The organism is Lacticaseibacillus suibinensis (assembly GCF_003946175.1).
Classification (GTDB): domain Bacteria; phylum Bacillota; class Bacilli; order Lactobacillales; family Lactobacillaceae; genus Lacticaseibacillus; species Lacticaseibacillus suibinensis.
Window position 1 is genome coordinate 17,113 of sequence record NZ_RHOK01000003.1, and the last position, 19,090, is coordinate 36,202.

The following is a 19,090-nucleotide window of genomic DNA, read 5'->3' on the forward strand; positions in this document are numbered from 1 at the left end:
CATGACTTCATATCATGCACAACGCCGCGCGTCGTTGATCGCCCGTTACGTGCTGCTGGCACTGCTTGCCGCGCTGTGGCTGTTTCCCATCGTGTGGATCGTTCTGGCCAGCTTCTCGTACAACGACACCGGCTTCGTCTCCACGATTTGGCCGAAGCAGTTCACGCTGAGCAACTACACCGGCATTTTTACCAGCACCCAGTTTCCGTTCGTTTATTGGATCCGCAACACCTTGTTCGTTTCCCTGGTGTCAATGGTGCTGTCGACCTTTGTCACTATCTCGGTGGCCTATGCGCTGTCGCGGCTGCGTTTCCGTTTCCGCAAGCCGTACCTCCAGATTGCGCTGGTGCTGGGGATGTTCCCCGGGTTCATGTCAATGATTGCGCTGTACTACATTCTGAAGAGCTTCAACATGCTGAACCTCGGCGGCTTGATCCTCGTGTACGTCGGCGGCGCGGGCCTGGGCTTCTACATCGCGAAGGGCTTCTTCGACACCATTCCGCGCTCGATTGACGAGGCGGCGGAAATCGACGGCGCGTCGCGGTGGCAGGTGTTCCTGCATATTGGGCTGCCGATGTCTAAGCCAATCATTGTGTACACCGCGCTAACCGCCTTCATCGCGCCTTGGACCGACTTCATCTTCTCCGGGATCATCCTCTCGTCCTCGGGGAACGCGAAGACCTACACCATCGCGTACGGGCTGTACAACATGGTGCACGCGACGAAGGGCACGTCGACCACCTACTTCACCTGGTTCATCGCCGGGTGTGTCGTGATCGCCGTTCCCATCACCATCTTGTTCATTATCATGCAGAAATTCTACGTCAACGGCATCACCGCTGGCGCGGACAAGGGCTAACTTCCGCGGCCGCTAGCTGGTTTGGAGCGGCCTAGAGGCAGACTCTCTTTCTCCTGAAAAGGGCTCGCGCACGCGAGTCCTTTTTGGCAGCCGAGACGAAAAATGTAATCTGACTCGTCGAATACCGCGGAATGTTTTATGATAGACGTAGACCAGTTTTTCTGAAACGGGGGATGCAAAATGGTGACCTTATCGGATGTGGCCAAACAGGCGAATGTCTCCAAAATGACCGTTTCGCGGGTCATTAACCACCCGGAGCAGGTGACTGCCGAACTACGCCAGTTGGTGGAGGCGGCGATGACTACTCTAGATTACCGGCCCAATGCGGCGGCCAAGGCGCTGGCCAACAACCGTACCAACGTGGTCAAGCTCGTCATCCTGGAGGACATCGATACCACTGAGCCATATTACATGAGCCTGCTGTTCGGTATCGCGAAGGGGCTGGATAAACGCGGCTACGCGCTGCAGTTGGTCACCGAGCGCGCGCGCCTCGGCACAGGCAACGCCGCCGATGGCTTTATCGTTACCGGCGCTCGGGTCTCCGACCTGCCCCTAATCGATGCGCTGGCCAAGCCAACAGTGATTTTCGGCGAAAATCATAACGGCTATGACTTCATCGACACCGACAACAAGGCCGGTACCGCGATGGCCACCGAATACGCCTTGGCGAAGAACTACCAGTCGCTGGTGTTTCTCGGCATCGACGTCAAGGAGGCCTTCGAGTACTCACGTGAGGCGGGCTACATCAACACCCTGCAGCAACACAAGAAGCTGCCGCAGATTCACCGCATGAGTAACCACAGTCACCAGTCCCAGCAATTCATCAACGCCCACTGGGCCGAGTTCGCCCGGGACACGTGCTTCATCTGTGCCAGTGATCGGCTGGCGATTGGGGTGGTGCGAGGTATCCTGCAAAACGGCGGTAATATTCCTCGCGATTTTGGCATCATTGGCTTCGATGGGGTGTTCCTGGACCAGGTGTCCAACCCCCAGCTCACCACAGTGAAGCAGCCAGTGCAGCATCTCGGTGAGCTTCTGGCGCGCATGATCTTGCAGAAAGTGACCCAGTCTGGTGCCCAGCAGGGGGAGCTATTGATTGACCCAGAGTTGGTGGTGCGAGATACGACGCGAAAATAGATGGAGCTCAGGGGCTGTGACAAATGTCACAGCCCCTACATTCACTCCGAATGTTCCAGCAGAGTTACGTGCCAAAAGGCCGGAGCCGAGCAGCTTGCTCAGCCTGTAGTGCAAAGCACGTACAGGCCGACATGCGGCAGCAGCTACGCCATCCACCGAGTCCAAAGTTCGGACTTGGTAGATGGCTTGATCAGCCAGTAGCGCACGGCGCGTACAGGCTGACATACGGCAGAAAGGCTACCTGTCGGCTCCAAAACCGCCTTTCGTCACAGTCCCTTTTCCTACGATTAGTCAAGGGCTTTGAACTGGGTTTTAGGTTTAAGTTTCAGATTTAGGGCTTAGGGTTGGAGGCACTAGTGGGGCACTGTAAACGTTCATCACTTTTTGGGTAAGCTAAATAAACCTTGTGCCTTCCCCTTTAAAATCGAATCGGATTGAACTACTATACGGGTGTAGGAGCTTATGACTCCGCGCTAATAATGGACTTCGAGTCCGTGTATCGGTAACGATACTTAGTGCCTGCCATTACCATGGCATATAGGCATTTCAGCGTCTTGTTCATACAAGCCACTGTGGCAACCTTATCCCGTTTCGGGATAGGGTTGTTTTTTAGGACTCTTCGTCAAGTAGAGTTGATAGAGATTTTTATGAGTATCTGGACATTGATTGGTCTAGGTACTCTATTTTTATACCGCCAGCTTCCGCTTGGACAACCAGAACCACACTCTTTCCAGAAAGATGCGATTGATAAAGTTGCTCCAGTTCTGGTACCCGTATGCGGTGTTCTTGATTTTCTTGATCTGGCTATTGATTCCTTCTAGGAACCCATTTGAATAGTCATACCGTAAAGCGTTGAGTACTTGGCAACGATATTTACGGAGTGACTTCATTGATTGATCCATCCTGTTGCCCAGAGCTTTATAGCTCACTAGCGTTTCTTCCAGAGCTGTAACGTCACGTTCTTTCACAGCGGTCAGTACGCTTTGGTAGGTCTCATATGCGGCACGAAAAGCGGGATCTAAATCAAGACATTTGCTAATCAGATTGACCACAGTGTCGAAGTAACCAACACTAGCGTGATAGACAGTGTTTACTGCATCAAGTTCTTCAAAGCGTTTGAGAAATACTTTCCATTCCCGCTTCATGAAACGATATTCAGTACTTGTTTTAGGTACTGTCTTCATGACTTGAACCCGGACCATATTCAATGCCGTTGAAACCATTTGAACGATGTGAAAGCGATCAACGACGACTTTCGCATTAGGAAACAGCCTTGGGACTAGATGCACGTAGCCAGCATTCAAATCCAGTGAGACCGTTTTTACCTGTCTTCTAACGGTCAGCGGGAAGCGTTCGAAATACTGAGTGAGCTGGTAAGAAGTGCGCGAAGGCAGAATTGCCCCGATTTCTTGGCAGTCGCTGTTGGCCCAGATAAAGCTCATCCGGTCAGTCGCTTTGAATTCATCAAACGCCAAGTGTTCGGGTAACCATGTAGTCTGTTGGAAATTATGTAGATTGGCCTCTTCGTCAATCACGCGCTGGACCGTCTTGTCAGAGATATGGTGGCGTTGACCAATATCTGTAAGTGAGTGATTTGAGATGGCGTCAAACAGGACCATCTGGCGAACGGGTTCACTGATGACGCAACCCGGACGGACGTAGTCGGTTCGGCTTTGAAAAGTCGTCTGACACGCTTGGCAGAAAAAACGTTGGCAACTCAGTTTTAGATAAGTCGGCCGATAGCCAAAGCTAGGGGCTACAATCCTTACTTGGTTGAAGCCGAATCGGACGATTTGATCCGTAAATCCGCAGTTGGGACAGTGGTCGGGCTTGACCGTCAACTTTGCGCGATATACTAGAGCTGCTTGATTTTGAATCGTCTCAATTTCACCATCTTCGAAAAAGATGATGTTTGGGTCTGTAATTTCGAGGGCTAATCGAATAGACTTGCTAGTAAGGGGCATCACACACACTCCATTTCTCTTTTCTTTGGTCGGACGAGTGACAAAGGGACAGTGTGATGTCCCGTTTGTGTACTCGAATATAAAAATGGTATGGAAAAAGGAGTTGGCAGGCAAGTTGCCTATCAACTCCAAATATCGTAGCGCCTTTTTTAGCTTGTAGTAATAATCGACAATATGATTGGATGACGTGGCCTTTTGCCGAATCATGTTTTTGACGATCAGATAAATCAAGGCACGCGCATGAGGATTACCCCGCTTATTGATATGGTCTTGCCGTGTGTACTTGCCGGACTGGTAACGGTTCAGATCAATCCCAACGTATGCGTTGACTTGATTGGCATTATCAAAGCGCAGAATATCACCAAGCTCACCGACTAGTTGCGCTGCGGACAGTGCGCCAATACCAGGCATTGATTGATAAATCTGAAATTGTGGCAACCCCTCCGCTGCGCTCGTCATTTGCTTGCGTAGTGACTCTTCTTGTTTGGTTAACTCAATCAGTTGGCGACAATAATACTGCACTTCTTGAACTTGAACACTAGCTGAGTCGGCGGCGGGATAGCTAGACTTGGCAAAGGCGATCAGTTTATCCGCATACTTCAAGCCTTTGGTCTGGGACAGTTTCTTATCGGTCTCACTCATCAGCTTGTCCTTCAAGCAAGTACGGGAGATCCCACGCACAAAGGCTGGATGTGGAAACAACAGGATCACATTCAGTGCCAGCTTCGAAACGCGCGAGCTAAACAGTTGCTCAACTTCTGGGAAAGTCTGCTGGAGGGCAGTGTAAAGCCTTAGCCGCGTTAGCTTGACCTCATCTATTACCTGTTGGTAGAAGCGATTCAACTGGCGTAGTTGCTCATATTCGGGGGCCCACGGGGTAGTCAACCGGTACTGGTGATGCATCACAGATAGCGCAATCCTGTGGGCATCTTTTTGATCGGTCTTCACGCGGCGTAGACTCTCTGAGTGTAGGTGTAACTCTAGTGGGTTCAAGCGGCCATAACGTAGTTGATGGTCTTGGCAGAAGCGCACTAGCGGTTGCGAATAGATTCCTGTAGCTTCAAAGTACACGACCGGGTCATCCGCTTGCTTGAGCATTTGATCAAGCTGAGCGAACCCAAGCTTATTGTGGATACATTCGAACTCCTGTAAACATTGGTCACCACGGTACCAAACACCGTAGCTGTGGCCTTTAGAAACATCCAATGCGAACACATCGGACAAAATATTACTTCCTTTCTGAATTGGTGAAGCTAACCCGCATCTTCTTCTCGTAACTCATTTCCTGCACGCGACCTCGAAGGCCCTCAATCTTAAACCAGATTTGCGCGACGAAGATGACGGAGATCCTTTTAAGTTACGGACTCGAAGTCCCAGGGGCTATGAACGATCTTAGCTTCATCTTCAGTGTAACGGGCAAAAAGAAAATCCCGGTAAGAAACTGGAAAATTCACCAGTTCTTACCGGAACTAATCTTAGATTGTTTAGGTTTACGGCCCGCCGCTGGTTTGGCGGCATGGTAGCAGGTTCTAGAAGGCCAATTGTCCGGTTTAAAAGCCGGCGGCGCTTCGGGCTGGGAAGGTGACAGCTAGTGATGCCCGGCCAACCCTGGGGCCGGCAACCTAACAATGTGAGGCTGAGGTTAAAAAAAGCTGTTGACGAAAATGAGTTGTTGGTGTAAGTTCTAATCATTGCTTAATGTTGAAAGGGGCGAGGCGCTCATGATTGAAAACACAACTAGTCAAGCACTTCGCACCACCCAAATTCTGGCCTTGTTGTTGCTGGAGAAGGACCCAACAGTTTAGCAAATCTGCTGACATGTTGAGCCCTATCTTTGCTTTAGCAATGGGGCGCTTCGGATCCGGCCTCGTTGCAATAATGAGACCGGATTTTTTATGGCCAAGCACCACCATTAATTTGGGAAAAGGGGAAAACAAATGAAGATTTCTGTGAAAAAGATGATGATGGGCGCCGTTGCCTTGATGAGTGCTGTCGCCTTAGCCGGTTGTGCTACCAGCACCGCCAGCAGCAAAGGTAACGAAAGCAAAGGCAACACCATCAAAATTGGCATGAACATGGAGCTGTCTGGTGCCGCCGCTGGTTATGGGGCCCAGATGAAGCAAGGCTTCCAACTGGCGGTGAAGCAGATCAATGCCGCCGGTGGTATCAAGGTCAACGGCAAGAAAATGAAGATTGAAACCGTCATTCGCGATAACAAGTCCACCACCTCTGGTTCGGCTTCCGTGGCGGCGCAGTTAGCCGGTTCTGACGGCGTTTCCGCGATTGTGGGACCAGCCACCACCAACGATGGCACGGCCGCAATTCCGAATATCACCAAAGCTCAGGTGGCCTCAGTCTCACCAAGTGCCACGGATCCTGATTACACCTTGCAAAAAAATGGCAAAGTGCAGCCGTATGTTTTCCGGGCTTGCTTTGAAAACAACTTCCAAGGTGAAACGGCCGCGCATTTTGCGGATAACACGTTGAAAGCCAAGCGGGTGGCGATTTTGGAAGATAACTCCAGTGATTACGGCACTGGGTTGGCCAAGGCCTTCAAAAAAGCCTTCAGTGGCACGATTGTCTCCCAGCAGTCCTTCCAGGAGGGTGACAAAGACTTTAACGCTTTGCTGACGGCCATCAAAGACAAGCAAATCGACGCGATTTACGCGCCAGGCTACTACTCCGAAGTGGGGTTGATTATCAAGCAAGCCCGCGCGGCTGGCATTACCGTGCCAATCGTTGGCTCTGATGGTATGGCAGATCCAAAACTGGCCGAAATTGCTGGCGATGCCAATGCATCCGACATCTACTACACCACGCCATTTTCCAGTAAGGCTGGGGCCACCAACAAGCTTGCTAAGACCTTTATGACTGACTTCAAAAAGGAATACAGCACCGAAGCGCCAACGTTCTCGGCGCTGGCCTATGACTCCGTGCTGATGATTAAGCAAGCCATCGAATCCGCTAACTCCACCAACTCAGTCAAGATTGCCAAAGCCTTAGCCAAGATCAAAAAGATGCCAGCGGTCACCGGTGAAATGACCGTGAACGCCCATCATGATCCAGAAAAGCCGATTATGATTGAGGAACTGAAGGCTGGCAAAGTTGTCAGTGCTAGCGAACAGAAGTAACCGCAAGGAGGCTGCGTTGTGCAAACCTTTTTCCAGCAAGTGATCAACGGCTTGTCCTTAGGCAGTATCTACGCGCTGCTGGCGCTGGGGTACACCATGGTATATGGCATCATCAAGCTGATCAATTTTGCCCATGGGGATATTTATATGATCGGGGCCTTTTGGGGCTACTATGTGATCAACCAATACCACGTCGATTTCGGCGTGGCTTTAGTGTCTGCCATGGCCGTTTCGGCGATTTTAGGCATGGTGATCGAGTACCTGGCTTACCGGCCGCTGCGCCATTCGCCGCGCATTACCGCCTTGATTACCGCCATCGGGGTGTCGTATTTTCTTGAAAATGGGATGTCGTTCCTGTTCGGGGCCAATACGCGGAACTTTCCGCAGGTGATCGGGCAGGCGCGCTACACCTTCTTCGGCGTCACCATTACCAATATTCAACTGCTGATTGTGGCAGTCGCGTTGGTGCTGATGGTCGGGCTCCAACTGATCGTTCAGCACACCCGGATGGGCACCGCGATGCGCGCCGTGGCGGTGGATCAAGAAGCAGCCGAGCTGGTGGGCATCGACCCGAATCACATAATTTCCTTCACCTTTGGCCTGGGTTCGGCGTTGGCCGGCGCCGCCGGGGTGTTGATTGGGTTGTATTACAACTCCATCGATCCGCTGATGGGTATGGTGCCAGGCATCAAAGCCTTTGTGGCGGCGGTGGTTGGCGGTATTGGCTCGATTCCAGGGGCCGCGATTGGCGGCTTCCTGATTGGGCTGCTGGAAACCTTCGTACAGGCGATTGGACTCTCAGCCTACAAGGATGCGGCGGTGTACATCGTCTTGATTATTATTTTGATTGTGCTGCCAGCTGGGCTGTTGGGCAAAAACGTGAAGGAGAAGGTGTAAGGTCATGCAAGCCAAATGGAAAGCAGCGTTGATCTGGCTGGTTTTGGCCGTGGCAGGCTTTTACCTGATCAATGAACTGATTGTGGTCGGTGTGATCAATGCCTTCATTGAAAACATGCTGGTTACCATCGGCATCAACATTATTTTGGCCACCGGGCTGAATTTGATCATTGGCTTTTCGGGTCAATTCTCGTTGGGTCATGCCGGCTTTATGGCGATTGGGGCGTATGCCACTGCCATCATCACGCAGCAAATAAGTAACACGCTGGGCTTTTACCTGTCGCTAGGCGTGGGCATGGTGATTGCCATGCTGGTGGCGGTGGTCATCGGTATTCCGACCTTGCGCCTGCGCGGGGATTACCTGGCCATTGCGACCATGGGGGCCGCGGAGATCATTCGCGTGGTGATTAACAATCTGAAAATTACCAACGGCGCGGCGGGGATGTACAACATTCCAGCGCTGGCGAACTGGCCAACGGTGTATGTGTTTGTTTGCTTGACGACCTTGATGATTGTCAACTTTGCCCGCAGTCGCGCCGGGCGCGCCATTCAGGCGATTCGTGAAGACGAAATCGCCGCCGAAGCAGTGGGCATCAATCCGACCAAGTGGAAGCTGGCGGCGTTTGTGATGGGGGCGGCCACGGCGGCCATCGGGGGCTCCTTGCATGCGGTGTATATCCAAACCATTGCCCCCAGCGACTTTGGCATTATGCAATCCATCTCGTTGCTGATTATCGTGGTGCTGGGCGGGGTCGGCAGTATCACTGGCACCTTTGTGGCCGCAATCGTGCTCGGCGTGTTGGACACGGCGTTGCAGCAATTCGGCGCGCTGCGGATGGTGATTTACGCCTTAGCCCTGATTTTGATTATGGTGTTCAAGCCTAGCGGCCTGTTGGGCCGCTATGAAGTGTCGATCAAAGGGCTTTTGGAGCGGAAAGGAGGCCATCATGGCACTACTGACAGTCACGAAGTTGAGTAAACAATTTGGCGGCCTGGATGCGGTGGCCGATGTCGACATGCATGTCGATGCTGGCGAATTGGTCGCTTTGATTGGCCCGAATGGCGCTGGGAAAACGACGCTGTTCAACCTGCTGACCGGTGTGACGCCAGCCACCAGCGGCAAAGTGACCTTGACCACGGCCAGCGGCAAAGTGGCGCTGTTAGGTAAGCGCCCCAGCGACATTGCCAAACTGGGCTTGGCTCGCACCTTTCAGAATATCCGCCTATTTTCTAAACTTTCGGTGCGTGATAACCTGCAAGCCGCGATGACGCATCGTTACCATGAGAACTTCTTTGCTGAAATTCTGCGCTTGCCGGCTTACTACAAAAAAGAGGCCTTGGTGGGCGGCTGGACCGATGCTTTGCTCCGGGAATTTGATTTGACGGCGGTGGCCGATCTCGATGCTGGCAATCTGCCTTATGGCACCCAGCGCCGGGTGGAAATCGCCCGCGCCGCGGCCACCGCGCCCCGCATCATTTTTCTCGACGAACCGGCCGCTGGGATGAACCCAGAGGAAACCGCCGGGCTGCGGGAGTTGATTGAAAAGCTGCGGACCGATTTTCAGCTCACCGTGGTGCTGATTGAACATGATATGAGCCTCGTGATGAACCTGGCGGAGCGCATTTATGTGCTTGATCACGGCAAAATGATTGCAGAAGGCACCCCGGCCCAAATTCAAAAGGACCCCGCCGTGATTGCCGCATATCTGGGAGGTGGCGTGCATGCTTAAAGTGACCGACCTGGCCGTGCATTACGGCGCCATCCAAGCCGTGAGCGGCGTGGATTTCACCGTGAACGATGGCGAAATTGTGACCCTGATTGGCGCCAATGGGGCAGGCAAAAGCACGATTTTGAAAACCATCAGCGGCTTGCTCCGGCCCAGCCGTGGGACCATTGATTATGATGGGCAAAATCTCGCCAAAATGGCGGCCTCGAAAATCGTCAAAGCCGGTATCGCCCAGGTGCCAGAAGGCCGGCATGTGTTCGAAGGCCTGACGGTCAGTGAGAACTTACGCATGGGGGCGTATCTCACGCCCAAGACCCAAAGTGAGCAGCTGACGGCGGTGTTCGACCAGTTCCCCGTGCTGAAAGAGCGCCGTGGCCAAGACGCAGCCACCTTGTCCGGCGGCGAGCAGCAGATGCTGGCGATGGGGCGGGCCATGATGGCCAAACCCAAGCTCTTGCTGCTAGACGAGCCGTCAATGGGCCTGGCTCCGATTTACATCAACAAGATTTTTGATATCATCAAAGCCATTCATGCCCAAGGGGTGACGGTGCTGTTAATTGAGCAAAACGCCCAGCAGGCCTTGCAGATTGCCGATCGCGCTTATGTGCTGGCTAATGGGCAAGTGAAAATGACCGGCACCGGCCAGGAACTGCTGGCCAGTGAAGACGTCCAGGCCACTTACCTGGGCGGTTAGGCACAACATGATGGATTTTGGGACAGTCATCTGCGGATGGCTGTTTTTTTGAGGCTGCGAAGGTCGGCGGGCTTAGTCCGACGAGTAGCCTTTCTAACGCATGTCAGTCTGTACGTGCTTCGCGCTACAGACTGAGCAAGCCTGAAGTATTGCCAGCGCTTTTTGCTGGCGAGGCTTCAGGCGTAGCCAGTCGCTCGGACGTTGCCGACCGGAGCGCAACTATGAAGGCTGCGAAGTCGAGCGCTTTTAGGAAACTGAGCGCAACTATGAAGCCCGCGGAGCGCAACTAAAACGGCGGATTTTTCGCAGAGAGGCGAGTGAGGGGCCGGTTATATGGTACTATTTAGAAAGATGACGCATTAAATCAGGACGTTTTAAAGGAGCATACTATGGAAAAGCCATTAGCGAAGTATATTGATCACACCTTGTTGAAGCCAGACGCCACTCAGGCCCAAATTGACCAGATTATGACGGAAGCCAAGCAGTACGATTTTGCCAGTGTCTGCATCAATCCTTACTGGGTCCCGCGGGCCGCGGCGGCCTTGCGCGATAGCGATGTGAATGTGTGCACCGTGATTGGTTTTCCCTTGGGGGCCAATACCACCTTCATTAAAGTGGCTGAAGCCAACCAGGCGTTAGATGATGGCGCCAAGGAAGTCGATATGGTTCTAAACATCGGTGAGCTCAAAGCCGGCCATGATGACCAGGTCAAAGCCGATATTCAGGCAGTGGCGGATGCCACGCACGCCAAAGCTGGCCTGTTGAAGGTCATCATTGAAGCGGTTTTGCTCACTGATGACGAAAAAGTCCGGGCCTGCCAAGCGGCTGAAGCGGCTGGCGCAGACTTTGTGAAGACTTCGACGGGCTTTGCTGCCGGTGGCGCGACGGTGCATGATGTGGCTTTGATGCGCGAAACCGTTGGCACTCGGCTCGGCGTGAAGGCTGCTGGGGGCATTCATTCATATGCTGAGGCCAAAGCCTTGATTGATGCCGGTGCCGATCGGTTAGGCGCCAGCGCTGGGGTTAAGATTCTCGAAGAAAGCGAGGCCCACTAATGGCTCAGTTCAAGCGTGTGATTGGCATTGTCACGGATTCCATCGGGATCGGCGAAGCGCCGGATGCGGCCAAGTTTAACGACGAAGGGTCTGATACCTTAGGCCACATTGGCAGCTACTTCAAAGGCCAGCTGGCACTTCCTAACTGGCAACAGCTGGGCTTGGGCAACATTCGCCAAGATCGGCCAATTGAAGGCGTGGCGCCCATCGCCCACCCGATTGGTTATTTCGGCAAAATGGCGGAAATTTCCGCCGGCAAAGATAGCATGGATGGCCACTGGGAAATGATGGGGCTGCCGGTGACGGCACCGTTGGGCTTTTTCCCGCAGGGCTTTCCGGAAGCGCTGATCAAGCAAATCGAAGACTTCTCAGGCCGCAAGGTGATTGTTAATTTGCCTTATTCCGGCACCGAAGTCATCGCTAAATACGGTGAACAGCAGCTCAAAACCGGTGATCTGATTGTTTATACCTCAGGGGATTCGGTGCTGCAGATTGCCGCTAATACGGCGGTGATTCCACTCAAGGAACTGTATAAGATTTGTGAGTACGCCCGCAGCATTACCACGGATGCGCCTTACAAGATTGGCCGAGTGATTGCGCGGCCGTATGTCGGTGATTCGGCTGAAAACTTCACTCGCACCTCTGATCGGCATGATTATGCCTTGATGCCCAACGCCCCGACCGACCTCGACCGCTTGCAAGCCGCTGGGGTGCCAACTTATGGGGTGGGGAAGATCAACGATATTTTCTCTGGCCAAGGGCTCGATGATGGTATTCACACCGTGTCGAATGTCGATGGCATGAATCAAACCATTAAGCAGGTTAAATCTGACCGCCAAGGCTTTATTTTCACCAACTTAGTGGATTTTGACGCCATGTATGGCCACCGCCGCAATGCACAAGGGGATGGCGAGGCGCTGATGACTTTTGACCAGCAGCTGGGCGAATTAATGGCGGCGATGCAGCCAGAAGACTTGCTGATGATCACTTCCGACCATGGCAATGACCCGACCTTCCGCGGGACCGACCACACGCGGGAATTTGTGCCATTAGTGGTTTATAGCAAGTCGCTCCCTGGTGGCGGTGATTTAGGCATTCGGTCACCATTTGCTGACATGGGCGCCACCATTTTGGAAAACTTTGGTGTTGCTGGCACTGGCGTGGGCCACTCGTTTTTGGCCGCGTTGAAGTAAGGAGGACCTGATGAGTACACATATTGATGCCCCTAAAGACGCGATTGCTGACGTGGTGCTGCTGCCAGGCGATCCGTTGCGGGCAAAATACATTGCGGAAACCTATCTGGAAGATGCGGTGCTGTATAACACTGTGCGGAATGCTTTTGGTTACACTGGGACGTATCAGGGCCGCCGGGTGTCAGTGCAGGCTACTGGGATGGGGATTCCTTCCATCAGCATTTATGCCACGGAATTGATGCAAGATTATGGCGTGAAGACGCTGATTCGTGTCGGCACCACTGGCGGGTTAGCGAACGATGTGAAGGTCCGCGACTTGGTGATTGCGCAAGGAGCCACCACGGATTCCAGCATTATTTTGAACACCTTTGGTCCGGGGCTGTATTTCGCTCCCCTGGCTGATTATGGCTTGCTGTCCAAGGCCGCAGCCACAGCCAAGCAACTGGGCGTGCGCCTGCATGTCGGTAATGTCTTAGGTGAAGATCGCTTCTATAATGACGAAATGGATCGGCAAAAGCTGATTGACTACGGTGTGTTAGCGACGGAAATGGAAACCCCGGCCTTGTATCTGTTGGCGGCGAAGTATCACCGCCAGGCCCTAGCGATTCTGACTGTTTCCAACCACCTGATCACCGGCGAAGAAACCACTGCCCAAGAACGGCAAACGAGTTTTGACGACATGATCAAGGTCGCTTTGGAGACCGTGAAGACTCTGTAACATAAATGAAAAATAACGAACTTGGACGGTTTTCAGGCCGTGGTTATCGCTTGTATCACGGCTTGGCCAGGGTAACTTGGACAAAAACGAACGCTTATTCGGTGCATTGCGTGCTTCAGCGTGATAATCTTACATTAAACGTTAAGAAAATTTAAAATAGCTATCATAAGTTTAAAAGTGATGTTCGAATTGGAGGCTCTATCGTATGAAAAAGTCAACTAAGGCATTGGCACTTACCGCAGGGTTAGCAGGCGCAGCCGGCTTAGCCGCTGCTGTTGCCACGCCAAACCAAGTAAGCGCAGCAACAACTGGCACAGTGACTTACCAGCAGGGTGCAACCACTGTCTGGAAGACGCCTGCGTTCAATCAAGCTAAGCGCTATGTGCTGTTCAATCAGCAGATCGCCATTCAAGGCCAAAAGAAGGTCAATGGTGCGACCTGGTACCAGATCGGCGCTAACGAGTGGATTCCTGAAATCTACCTGCGCATCGAAGGCCAACAGCAGGCTAACGCTACGGCTGCCGCCACCAAAGCCACCACGCAAACCGCTGGCAGTGCCAGCACCGCGGGTCAGTACAACCTGACCGTGACTTATACTGCTGGCGCCACCACCGTCTGGACGGGCACGCGTTATGCCAACCCAACCGGCCGCTATTTGACTGCCGGTCAAAAAGTCACTGCGGTGGCTAAGACCAGCAGTAATGGCGAAACCTGGTATCAACTGAGCTCAGGCGGTTATGTCCCAGCCCGGTTTGCCTCTGAAAATGGTACAGTAGCAGCCGCTCCGGCTACGACCACCACGCCAGCGCAGACCACCCAAGCTGCGGCAACGCCAGCTAAGACAACCACGACCACCACGACGCCAGCTGCTACCACGACCACACCGGCCGCGACGACCACGCCAGCGGCAACCACGACGCCAGCGGCAACGACCACGCCAGCAGCTACCACGACGACGCCAGCCAAGACGACCACCACGACGCCAACTGCTAGTCAGCCAGCCGTGACCGCCGGCACTTACAACATGACCGTCAACTATAGCGGTGCTGTCACCGTTTGGTCCACGGCCGCTTATAAGACCGCAACCGGCAAATACTTAGCCAATGGGACCAAGCTGACGGCCACCGGCAAAGTGGTTGCTGGCGGTGAAACCTGGTATCAGGTTAGCGGTGGCTTTGTTCCTGCGCGCTTCCTGACGAACACGGCTACGGCGACCACGCCGGCGGCCACGACGCCAGCGCAAACCACCACGACGCCTGCTCAGACGACACCGGCGCAAACCACACCAGCTAAGCCAAGCACGCCAGCACCAACGCCAGTGGCAAAACCAACCCAAACCACACCAACCAAGACCCGCGCGCAGCGGATCCAGGCCATCATCAACTTGGCCCGGGCGCAGTTCGGTAAGCCATATCAATGGGGTTCGAAAGGCCCAGCTTCCTTTGATTGCTCAGGCTTGATGTACTACGTCTTCAAGAATGCCGCTGGCATCACCTTGGGCGGCTACACGGGTTCGCAGCAGTACGATGGGACGCGCGTTTCCATCAGCAACCTGCAAGCTGGCGACTTGGTCTTCTGGGCCACCAACGGCACGCCATACCACGTCGCGCTTTACATCGGCAACGGTCAGTACATCCACTCAGTTCAACCTGGGAAGACCGTTTCTACCGGGACAATTTCAAGCTACTTCATGCCTTCCTTCGGGGTCCGCGTGTTCTAGCTGAAAGCCCCAAAAAAACCTCAAGTATCCAGCATTTTCGCTGGTGCTTGAGGCTTTTTGTATGGAGTTAAGCGAGCCAGCGGCCCATGATGCTGAGCAAATGCCGCAGCTGGAGCTTGCGCAGGGTGCCGAGTCCGGGAAAATGATGCTGGGCCAGGAGTGCTAGCAGGGCATCTGTGGCCGGAGTGCCGGCGTCGGGATGCGCCGCTAGCCAGGCCGGAAGCGGCGCTAGTGCTTCGAAGAACTTGCCTGCCGGGTCGCTGTAATCCGCGTTGTTTACCGACACCAAATGCTGTAGCCAGAGACTGTCACCTTGCGGGTAAAGCAAATGGAGGGCAATGGCGCGCTGCGGATAACCATGCGGGTCAAAATGCTGCACTGCCAGCGGGTAATCCGCAAAGCCCACATCAGGTAGCGCGCGGAGCGGATACTGGTAAAATTCGCGTTGCACCGTCGCGTAATCTTCGGTGCGTTCGCGAGTCGGGGTGTGATCTTCCAGGTAAATGGCCTGGGGATGGGCAAGCTGGCGCACCCGGGCTTCGTTGGGCACCATGGCCAGCTGCTTTTTCGGTAAGGTCTGGACTTGGGCCTTGGTTTGCGCAATCAGGAGCGGCGCTGGTTGGCCGTCAAAATAACGGGCCGGCTGACACCACTGATCAAGGGTTGGCACATAGCGCGGCGCCGCCAGCAGACCATAGTCGCCGACTTGTGGATTTTGGATGATGTATAAGGGATGAGCCGCGGCCCGGAAGGCCTGAGCGACGCTGACTAGCGCTGGGAGGTCTTTCACCGGCTCAAGCACTGGGATAATCTGCGGGCTTAGCTGATCTTGTTGCACGGCCTCCCGCAGCGCCAGCAAATCAAACTGGCGGCCGCGAATTAAGGGATAATACTTCATGCCTTGGCCCTCAAAGCCGCCAGCTCAGCGCTTAAGGCGTCCACTTCTTCCTGCAGACTGAACGCGGCGGTCGCTTCGATGTCGCCCAGCACGCGGTCATAGAGGTTGCTCTCAGGGTCGTAGATTTGATAGTGGTCGCTGCGGCGTTTTAATTCTTTCAGTAGCTCATTGTCGCTAAAATGTGAGAGCCCCTTGTCCACCTGTTTGGCCTTTTGCACTTCGCGGTTGAGACTGGCCATAAAGCGATCCAGCAGCTCCGCTTCTGGTACCTGCAGTTCCTGGTAGCGCGGCGGCCGGGAAATGGTCAGCTGGCCTGGCGTCGTGATGGGCACCGTGGCGGCGGCCAGTGCGGCTTTGGCGAAGGGCTGATAAGTCATCACCCCGATGCCTTGCGGAATTTCGGCTTGGACTTGCTGATAAAGCTTCAGGGGCAAGACAAAATAGTTGTAGTGGCCAATAAAGCTGAGTTTGGCGGTGCTGTGAAAGTCGCTTTTGGTCACCTTGAGTTCAAAGCAGCGCCAGGTGCGGGGATGGCCACTTTGCATCACTAAAGTGTCCACAATGCCTTGATCATCTGGCATCGTGACTTCTTCGACGGCAGTGGCGCCTTGCTCTTCCCAGTAGGCATACAGGGTCTTTTCTAAATCAAGGGTGAGGTTGGTTTTCATCATGGGCCTCCCAGAATTGGGTCAAAACCTGAGCTAAACTATCGACGCCATTGGTCACCTGGGCGTGGGTCCAGTGCGGCGGAAACAGCGGGGCGTACCGCGGCCCGGCAAAGCGGCTATCGGCCAGCAACACCACCCCGACGTCATGCATGCCGCGAATGACACGGCCGCCGGCTTGAAGCACATTGTTGAAGCCGGGCAGCTGATAGGCATAGGCGAAACCGTCTTTACCTTGCTGGTCAAAGTAGCGCCGCAACTCATCGGTTTCGGGATTAAGTCCAGGCAAACCGACTGTGACAATGGCCACGCCGATCAGCTTCGCGCCGCCAAGGTCGATGCCTTCGGAGAAAATCCCGCCGAGCACCGCAAAGCCAATAACAGGCGTATCATCATCGCGAAACCGCGCAAGGAAGGCACTGCGCGCGGCACCGTCCATTTGGCTCCCTTGGACCAGGCATTCTAAATCCGGATTGGCCTGTTGGAAGGCCGCGGCCACCGTGGTGAGGTAGCTGTGCGAAGGCAAAAAGACGAGGTAATGGCCAGGTTTGGTGCTGACCATCACCGTGAGGCTGGCAATCAGCGCCGGCAGGCTTTGCTCGCGTAGCCGATAAGTGGGGGTGATATTGGTAGTGACCACCACTTTGAGATTATCCTGCGGAAACGGCGAGGTAAGGCGGTAAGCCAGGCTGTTTTCTTGGCCACCGAGGACATCTTGGTAGTAATCCAGCGGCGACAAAGTGGCAGAAAAGAATACTGCCCCGCCGCCTTTTTGGATGCAGGCGTCAATGAAGGCGCTGGGGTCTAGGCAGAGCTCGGTGAAGACCAGCTGACCGTCAGTGCTGGCTATTTCAGTTTCGTAAGCCGAATTATAGTAATCGGCAATGCGCAGGTAACTGGTGGCAGCAAAAAACACGGGTAGCACCAAATCGACCAGCGCCTGATCGCGGGCTTCCGGCGGCAGTCCCAGCCAGTCATGGACAGCAGTGGTGAAGGTGGTGAGTTGACCGATAAAATCATCGAGCTGGTCGCGCTGGAAGGTGAGGGGCTGGGAGTCCACACTGAGCCAGGCAGCGTCAAAGGCAGTAATCACTTTGGTCAGGGCGCCTTTAATCGCCGGTAAGCCCTGGCCTTTTTTGGCATCAAGGCTTTGGCGCAGGCTGGTAAAGTCGCTGTCGGTGACACTGGCGCTGTACATTTCCCGGGCCCGGGCCACGAGATTGTGGGCTTCGTCGACTAAGAAGAAGTTGGTCGGATCATCTTCGGCAAAGAAGCGCTGCAGGTACACAGCGGGATCGAATAGATAGTTGTAGTCGCAGATGATGACATCACAAAACAAGCTCACATCCAGTGAAAACTCGAAGGGATCAAGCGTGTGCTTGCGGGCGTAGCTTTCGATGGTGGCGCGGGTGATGGCATTTTCGTGGCCCAGGATATCTTTTAGCGCTGGCTTGAGTCGATCATAATAGCCGAGCATGTACGGGTTAATGGTGGGGTCGTCGGGTTCTTCGGGAAACGTAATGGTGTCTTTGGCCGTCAGCGTGATGCTTTTGGCCACCAAGCCGCCTTGGGCCAGCAGCGTCATCGCTTCTTCAGCAACGTGCCGAGTGCTTTGCTTGGCGGTGAGGTAAAACAGGCGTTGAATGAGACCGGCGCCCATCGCTTTGATGGCTGGGAACAAGGTAGAAATTGTTTTGCCGGTGCCAGTTGGCGCTTCGACGAACAGCCGGGTGTGGTTGGCCACGGTGCGGTACACCGCCGCGGCCAATTCCCGCTGGCCTTTACGGTAAGCTGGGAACGGAAAGGCCAACGGCTCGATGCTCACGTCGCGGGCGGCAATGATATCGCTGCGCATTTTGAGCCAGTCACCAAAGTCGTTCAGCAGATCTTGAAAATAATCCGCCAACGCTTCGGCAGTGGCGACTTCGGTGAAGCGGGTGATTTGGTCGGTATTGGTTTGATAGTAGATCAAATCCAGCTCGACTTCAGGCAAATCGCGCTTGTCGCACAGAAAATGGCCATACACTCGCGCCTGCGCCCAGTAGCGATCCTTGGTGTTTTGGGTGACATCGGCCCAATCCCGGGCGGAGGTTTTGATTTCCTCGATGATCACGCGGGCTTGGCTACTGTCGACCCCGTCGGCGCGGCCATCAATGGTGTAGGCATGGTCGTTAACGGTCACGGTTTGGGCGAGGTAGACTTCTTTTTCGTAGTCGGCATCGTGGGCCGCTTGCAGCTTGCGGTGAATATGAGCGCCAAGCAGCGCTGTGTTATTCGAATTGGTGGTCACCGGGTCCAAATCACCAGTCCGCACCGTTAATTCGACTAATTCACGCACCCCAATGCGATTGCTCACGTCCTCACCTCCCGCCGCTAGTTTCCTTCCAGTATAAAACAAGTGTTCGGGCTTTGAAAGCCGGCGCTGGCGGTGG

Annotated in this window: 15 protein-coding genes and 1 pseudogene; 11 read left to right on the forward strand and 5 right to left on the reverse strand. The window is 54.1% G+C overall.

Annotated features, from left to right (window positions below):
- The first annotated feature begins 1 nt into the window (after position 1).
- Both EKM90_RS01995 and EKM90_RS02000 read left to right on the forward strand, forming a co-directional pair.
- A complete protein-coding gene (locus EKM90_RS01995; RefSeq protein WP_003569650.1) occupies positions 2-859 on the forward strand; it encodes a sugar ABC transporter permease in 858 nt (285 codons plus the stop codon).
- A gap of 180 nt (positions 860-1,039) precedes the next feature.
- On the forward strand, positions 1,040-1,996 hold the full coding sequence (locus EKM90_RS02000) for a LacI family DNA-binding transcriptional regulator (protein WP_125579387.1): 957 nt from the start codon (positions 1,040-1,042) through the stop codon (positions 1,994-1,996).
- 460 nt (positions 1,997-2,456) lie between these two features.
- On the opposite strand, the pseudogene EKM90_RS13290 reads toward EKM90_RS02000, so the two are convergent.
- A pseudogene (locus EKM90_RS13290) lies at positions 2,457-2,609 on the reverse strand (IS110 family transposase); the annotation flags it as partial.
- 73 nt (positions 2,610-2,682) lie between these two features.
- Positions 2,683-5,175, reverse strand: coding sequence for an ISL3 family transposase (locus EKM90_RS12995; RefSeq protein WP_225422684.1), 2,493 nt, complete (start codon positions 5,173-5,175; stop codon positions 2,683-2,685).
- A 722-nt stretch (positions 5,176-5,897) separates the two neighbouring features.
- Between EKM90_RS12995 and EKM90_RS02020 the strand changes: the two genes are divergently transcribed.
- From EKM90_RS02020 to EKM90_RS02060, 9 genes are all read left to right on the forward strand, one after another.
- Entirely contained in the window at positions 5,898-7,091 is a 1,194-nt protein-coding gene (locus EKM90_RS02020) for an ABC transporter substrate-binding protein (protein WP_125579388.1), read from the forward strand.
- Positions 7,092-7,109: 18 nt separating this feature from the next.
- Entirely contained in the window at positions 7,110-7,988 is an 879-nt protein-coding gene (locus tag EKM90_RS02025; protein WP_125579389.1) for a branched-chain amino acid ABC transporter permease, read from the forward strand.
- Between the two features lie 4 nt (positions 7,989-7,992).
- A complete protein-coding gene (locus tag EKM90_RS02030; protein WP_125579390.1) occupies positions 7,993-8,967 on the forward strand; it encodes a branched-chain amino acid ABC transporter permease in 975 nt (324 codons plus the stop codon).
- Entirely contained in the window at positions 8,933-9,718 is a 786-nt protein-coding gene (locus tag EKM90_RS02035) for an ABC transporter ATP-binding protein (protein WP_373301028.1), read from the forward strand. Before EKM90_RS02030 ends, EKM90_RS02035 begins: the two co-directional genes overlap by 35 nt.
- Positions 9,711-10,409, forward strand: coding sequence for an ABC transporter ATP-binding protein (locus tag EKM90_RS02040; RefSeq protein WP_125579392.1), 699 nt, complete (start codon positions 9,711-9,713; stop codon positions 10,407-10,409). Before EKM90_RS02035 ends, EKM90_RS02040 begins: the two co-directional genes overlap by 8 nt.
- A gap of 389 nt (positions 10,410-10,798) precedes the next feature.
- Complete coding sequence (gene deoC / locus EKM90_RS02045; protein WP_125579393.1) at positions 10,799-11,464, forward strand: deoxyribose-phosphate aldolase; 666 nt, start codon at positions 10,799-10,801, stop codon at positions 11,462-11,464.
- Positions 11,464-12,657: a phosphopentomutase gene (locus tag EKM90_RS02050; protein ID WP_125579394.1), complete on the forward strand. Its 1,194-nt coding sequence runs from the start codon at positions 11,464-11,466 to the stop codon at positions 12,655-12,657. Before deoC ends, EKM90_RS02050 begins: the two co-directional genes overlap by 1 nt.
- Before the next feature lie 10 nt (positions 12,658-12,667).
- The gene (deoD, locus tag EKM90_RS02055) at positions 12,668-13,375 is read left to right on the forward strand and encodes a purine-nucleoside phosphorylase (protein ID WP_125579395.1); all 708 of its coding nucleotides are present in this window, start codon (positions 12,668-12,670) and stop codon (positions 13,373-13,375) included.
- A 205-nt stretch (positions 13,376-13,580) separates the two neighbouring features.
- A complete protein-coding gene (locus EKM90_RS02060; protein ID WP_125579396.1) occupies positions 13,581-15,095 on the forward strand; it encodes a C40 family peptidase in 1,515 nt (504 codons plus the stop codon).
- Between the two features lie 67 nt (positions 15,096-15,162).
- Here the strand turns inward: EKM90_RS02060 and EKM90_RS02065 are convergent, their stop codons facing one another.
- The 3 genes from EKM90_RS02065 to EKM90_RS02075 are packed head-to-tail and all read right to left on the reverse strand — an operon-like array spanning position 15,163 to position 19,014.
- The gene (locus EKM90_RS02065) at positions 15,163-15,993 is read right to left on the reverse strand and encodes a sce7725 family protein (protein ID WP_125579397.1); all 831 of its coding nucleotides are present in this window, start codon (positions 15,991-15,993) and stop codon (positions 15,163-15,165) included.
- A complete protein-coding gene (locus EKM90_RS02070; protein WP_125579398.1) occupies positions 15,990-16,661 on the reverse strand; it encodes a hypothetical protein in 672 nt (223 codons plus the stop codon). The genes EKM90_RS02065 and EKM90_RS02070 overlap by 4 nt, the downstream gene beginning before the upstream one ends.
- Entirely contained in the window at positions 16,639-19,014 is a 2,376-nt protein-coding gene (locus tag EKM90_RS02075) for an ATP-dependent DNA helicase (RefSeq protein ID WP_125579399.1), read from the reverse strand. The genes EKM90_RS02070 and EKM90_RS02075 overlap by 23 nt, the downstream gene beginning before the upstream one ends.
- Positions 19,015-19,090 lie beyond the last annotated feature (76 nt).

Coding starts and splice junctions, on each gene's coding strand:
- EKM90_RS02065 (WP_125579397.1), bottom strand. CDS start 15,993: ATGAAGTATTATCCCTTAATTCGCGGCCGCCAGTTTGATTTGCTGGCG.
- EKM90_RS01995 (WP_003569650.1), top strand. CDS start 2: ATGACTTCATATCATGCACAACGCCGCGCGTCGTTGATCGCCCGTTAC.
- EKM90_RS02020 (WP_125579388.1), top strand. CDS start 5,898: ATGAAGATTTCTGTGAAAAAGATGATGATGGGCGCCGTTGCCTTGATG.
- deoC (WP_125579393.1), top strand. CDS start 10,799: ATGGAAAAGCCATTAGCGAAGTATATTGATCACACCTTGTTGAAGCCA.
- EKM90_RS02030 (WP_125579390.1), top strand. CDS start 7,993: ATGCAAGCCAAATGGAAAGCAGCGTTGATCTGGCTGGTTTTGGCCGTG.
- EKM90_RS02070 (WP_125579398.1), bottom strand. CDS start 16,661: ATGAAAACCAACCTCACCCTTGATTTAGAAAAGACCCTGTATGCCTAC.
- deoD (WP_125579395.1), top strand. CDS start 12,668: ATGAGTACACATATTGATGCCCCTAAAGACGCGATTGCTGACGTGGTG.
- EKM90_RS02040 (WP_125579392.1), top strand. CDS start 9,711: ATGCTTAAAGTGACCGACCTGGCCGTGCATTACGGCGCCATCCAAGCC.
- EKM90_RS02050 (WP_125579394.1), top strand. CDS start 11,464: ATGGCTCAGTTCAAGCGTGTGATTGGCATTGTCACGGATTCCATCGGG.
- EKM90_RS02060 (WP_125579396.1), top strand. CDS start 13,581: ATGAAAAAGTCAACTAAGGCATTGGCACTTACCGCAGGGTTAGCAGGC.
- EKM90_RS02000 (WP_125579387.1), top strand. CDS start 1,040: ATGGTGACCTTATCGGATGTGGCCAAACAGGCGAATGTCTCCAAAATG.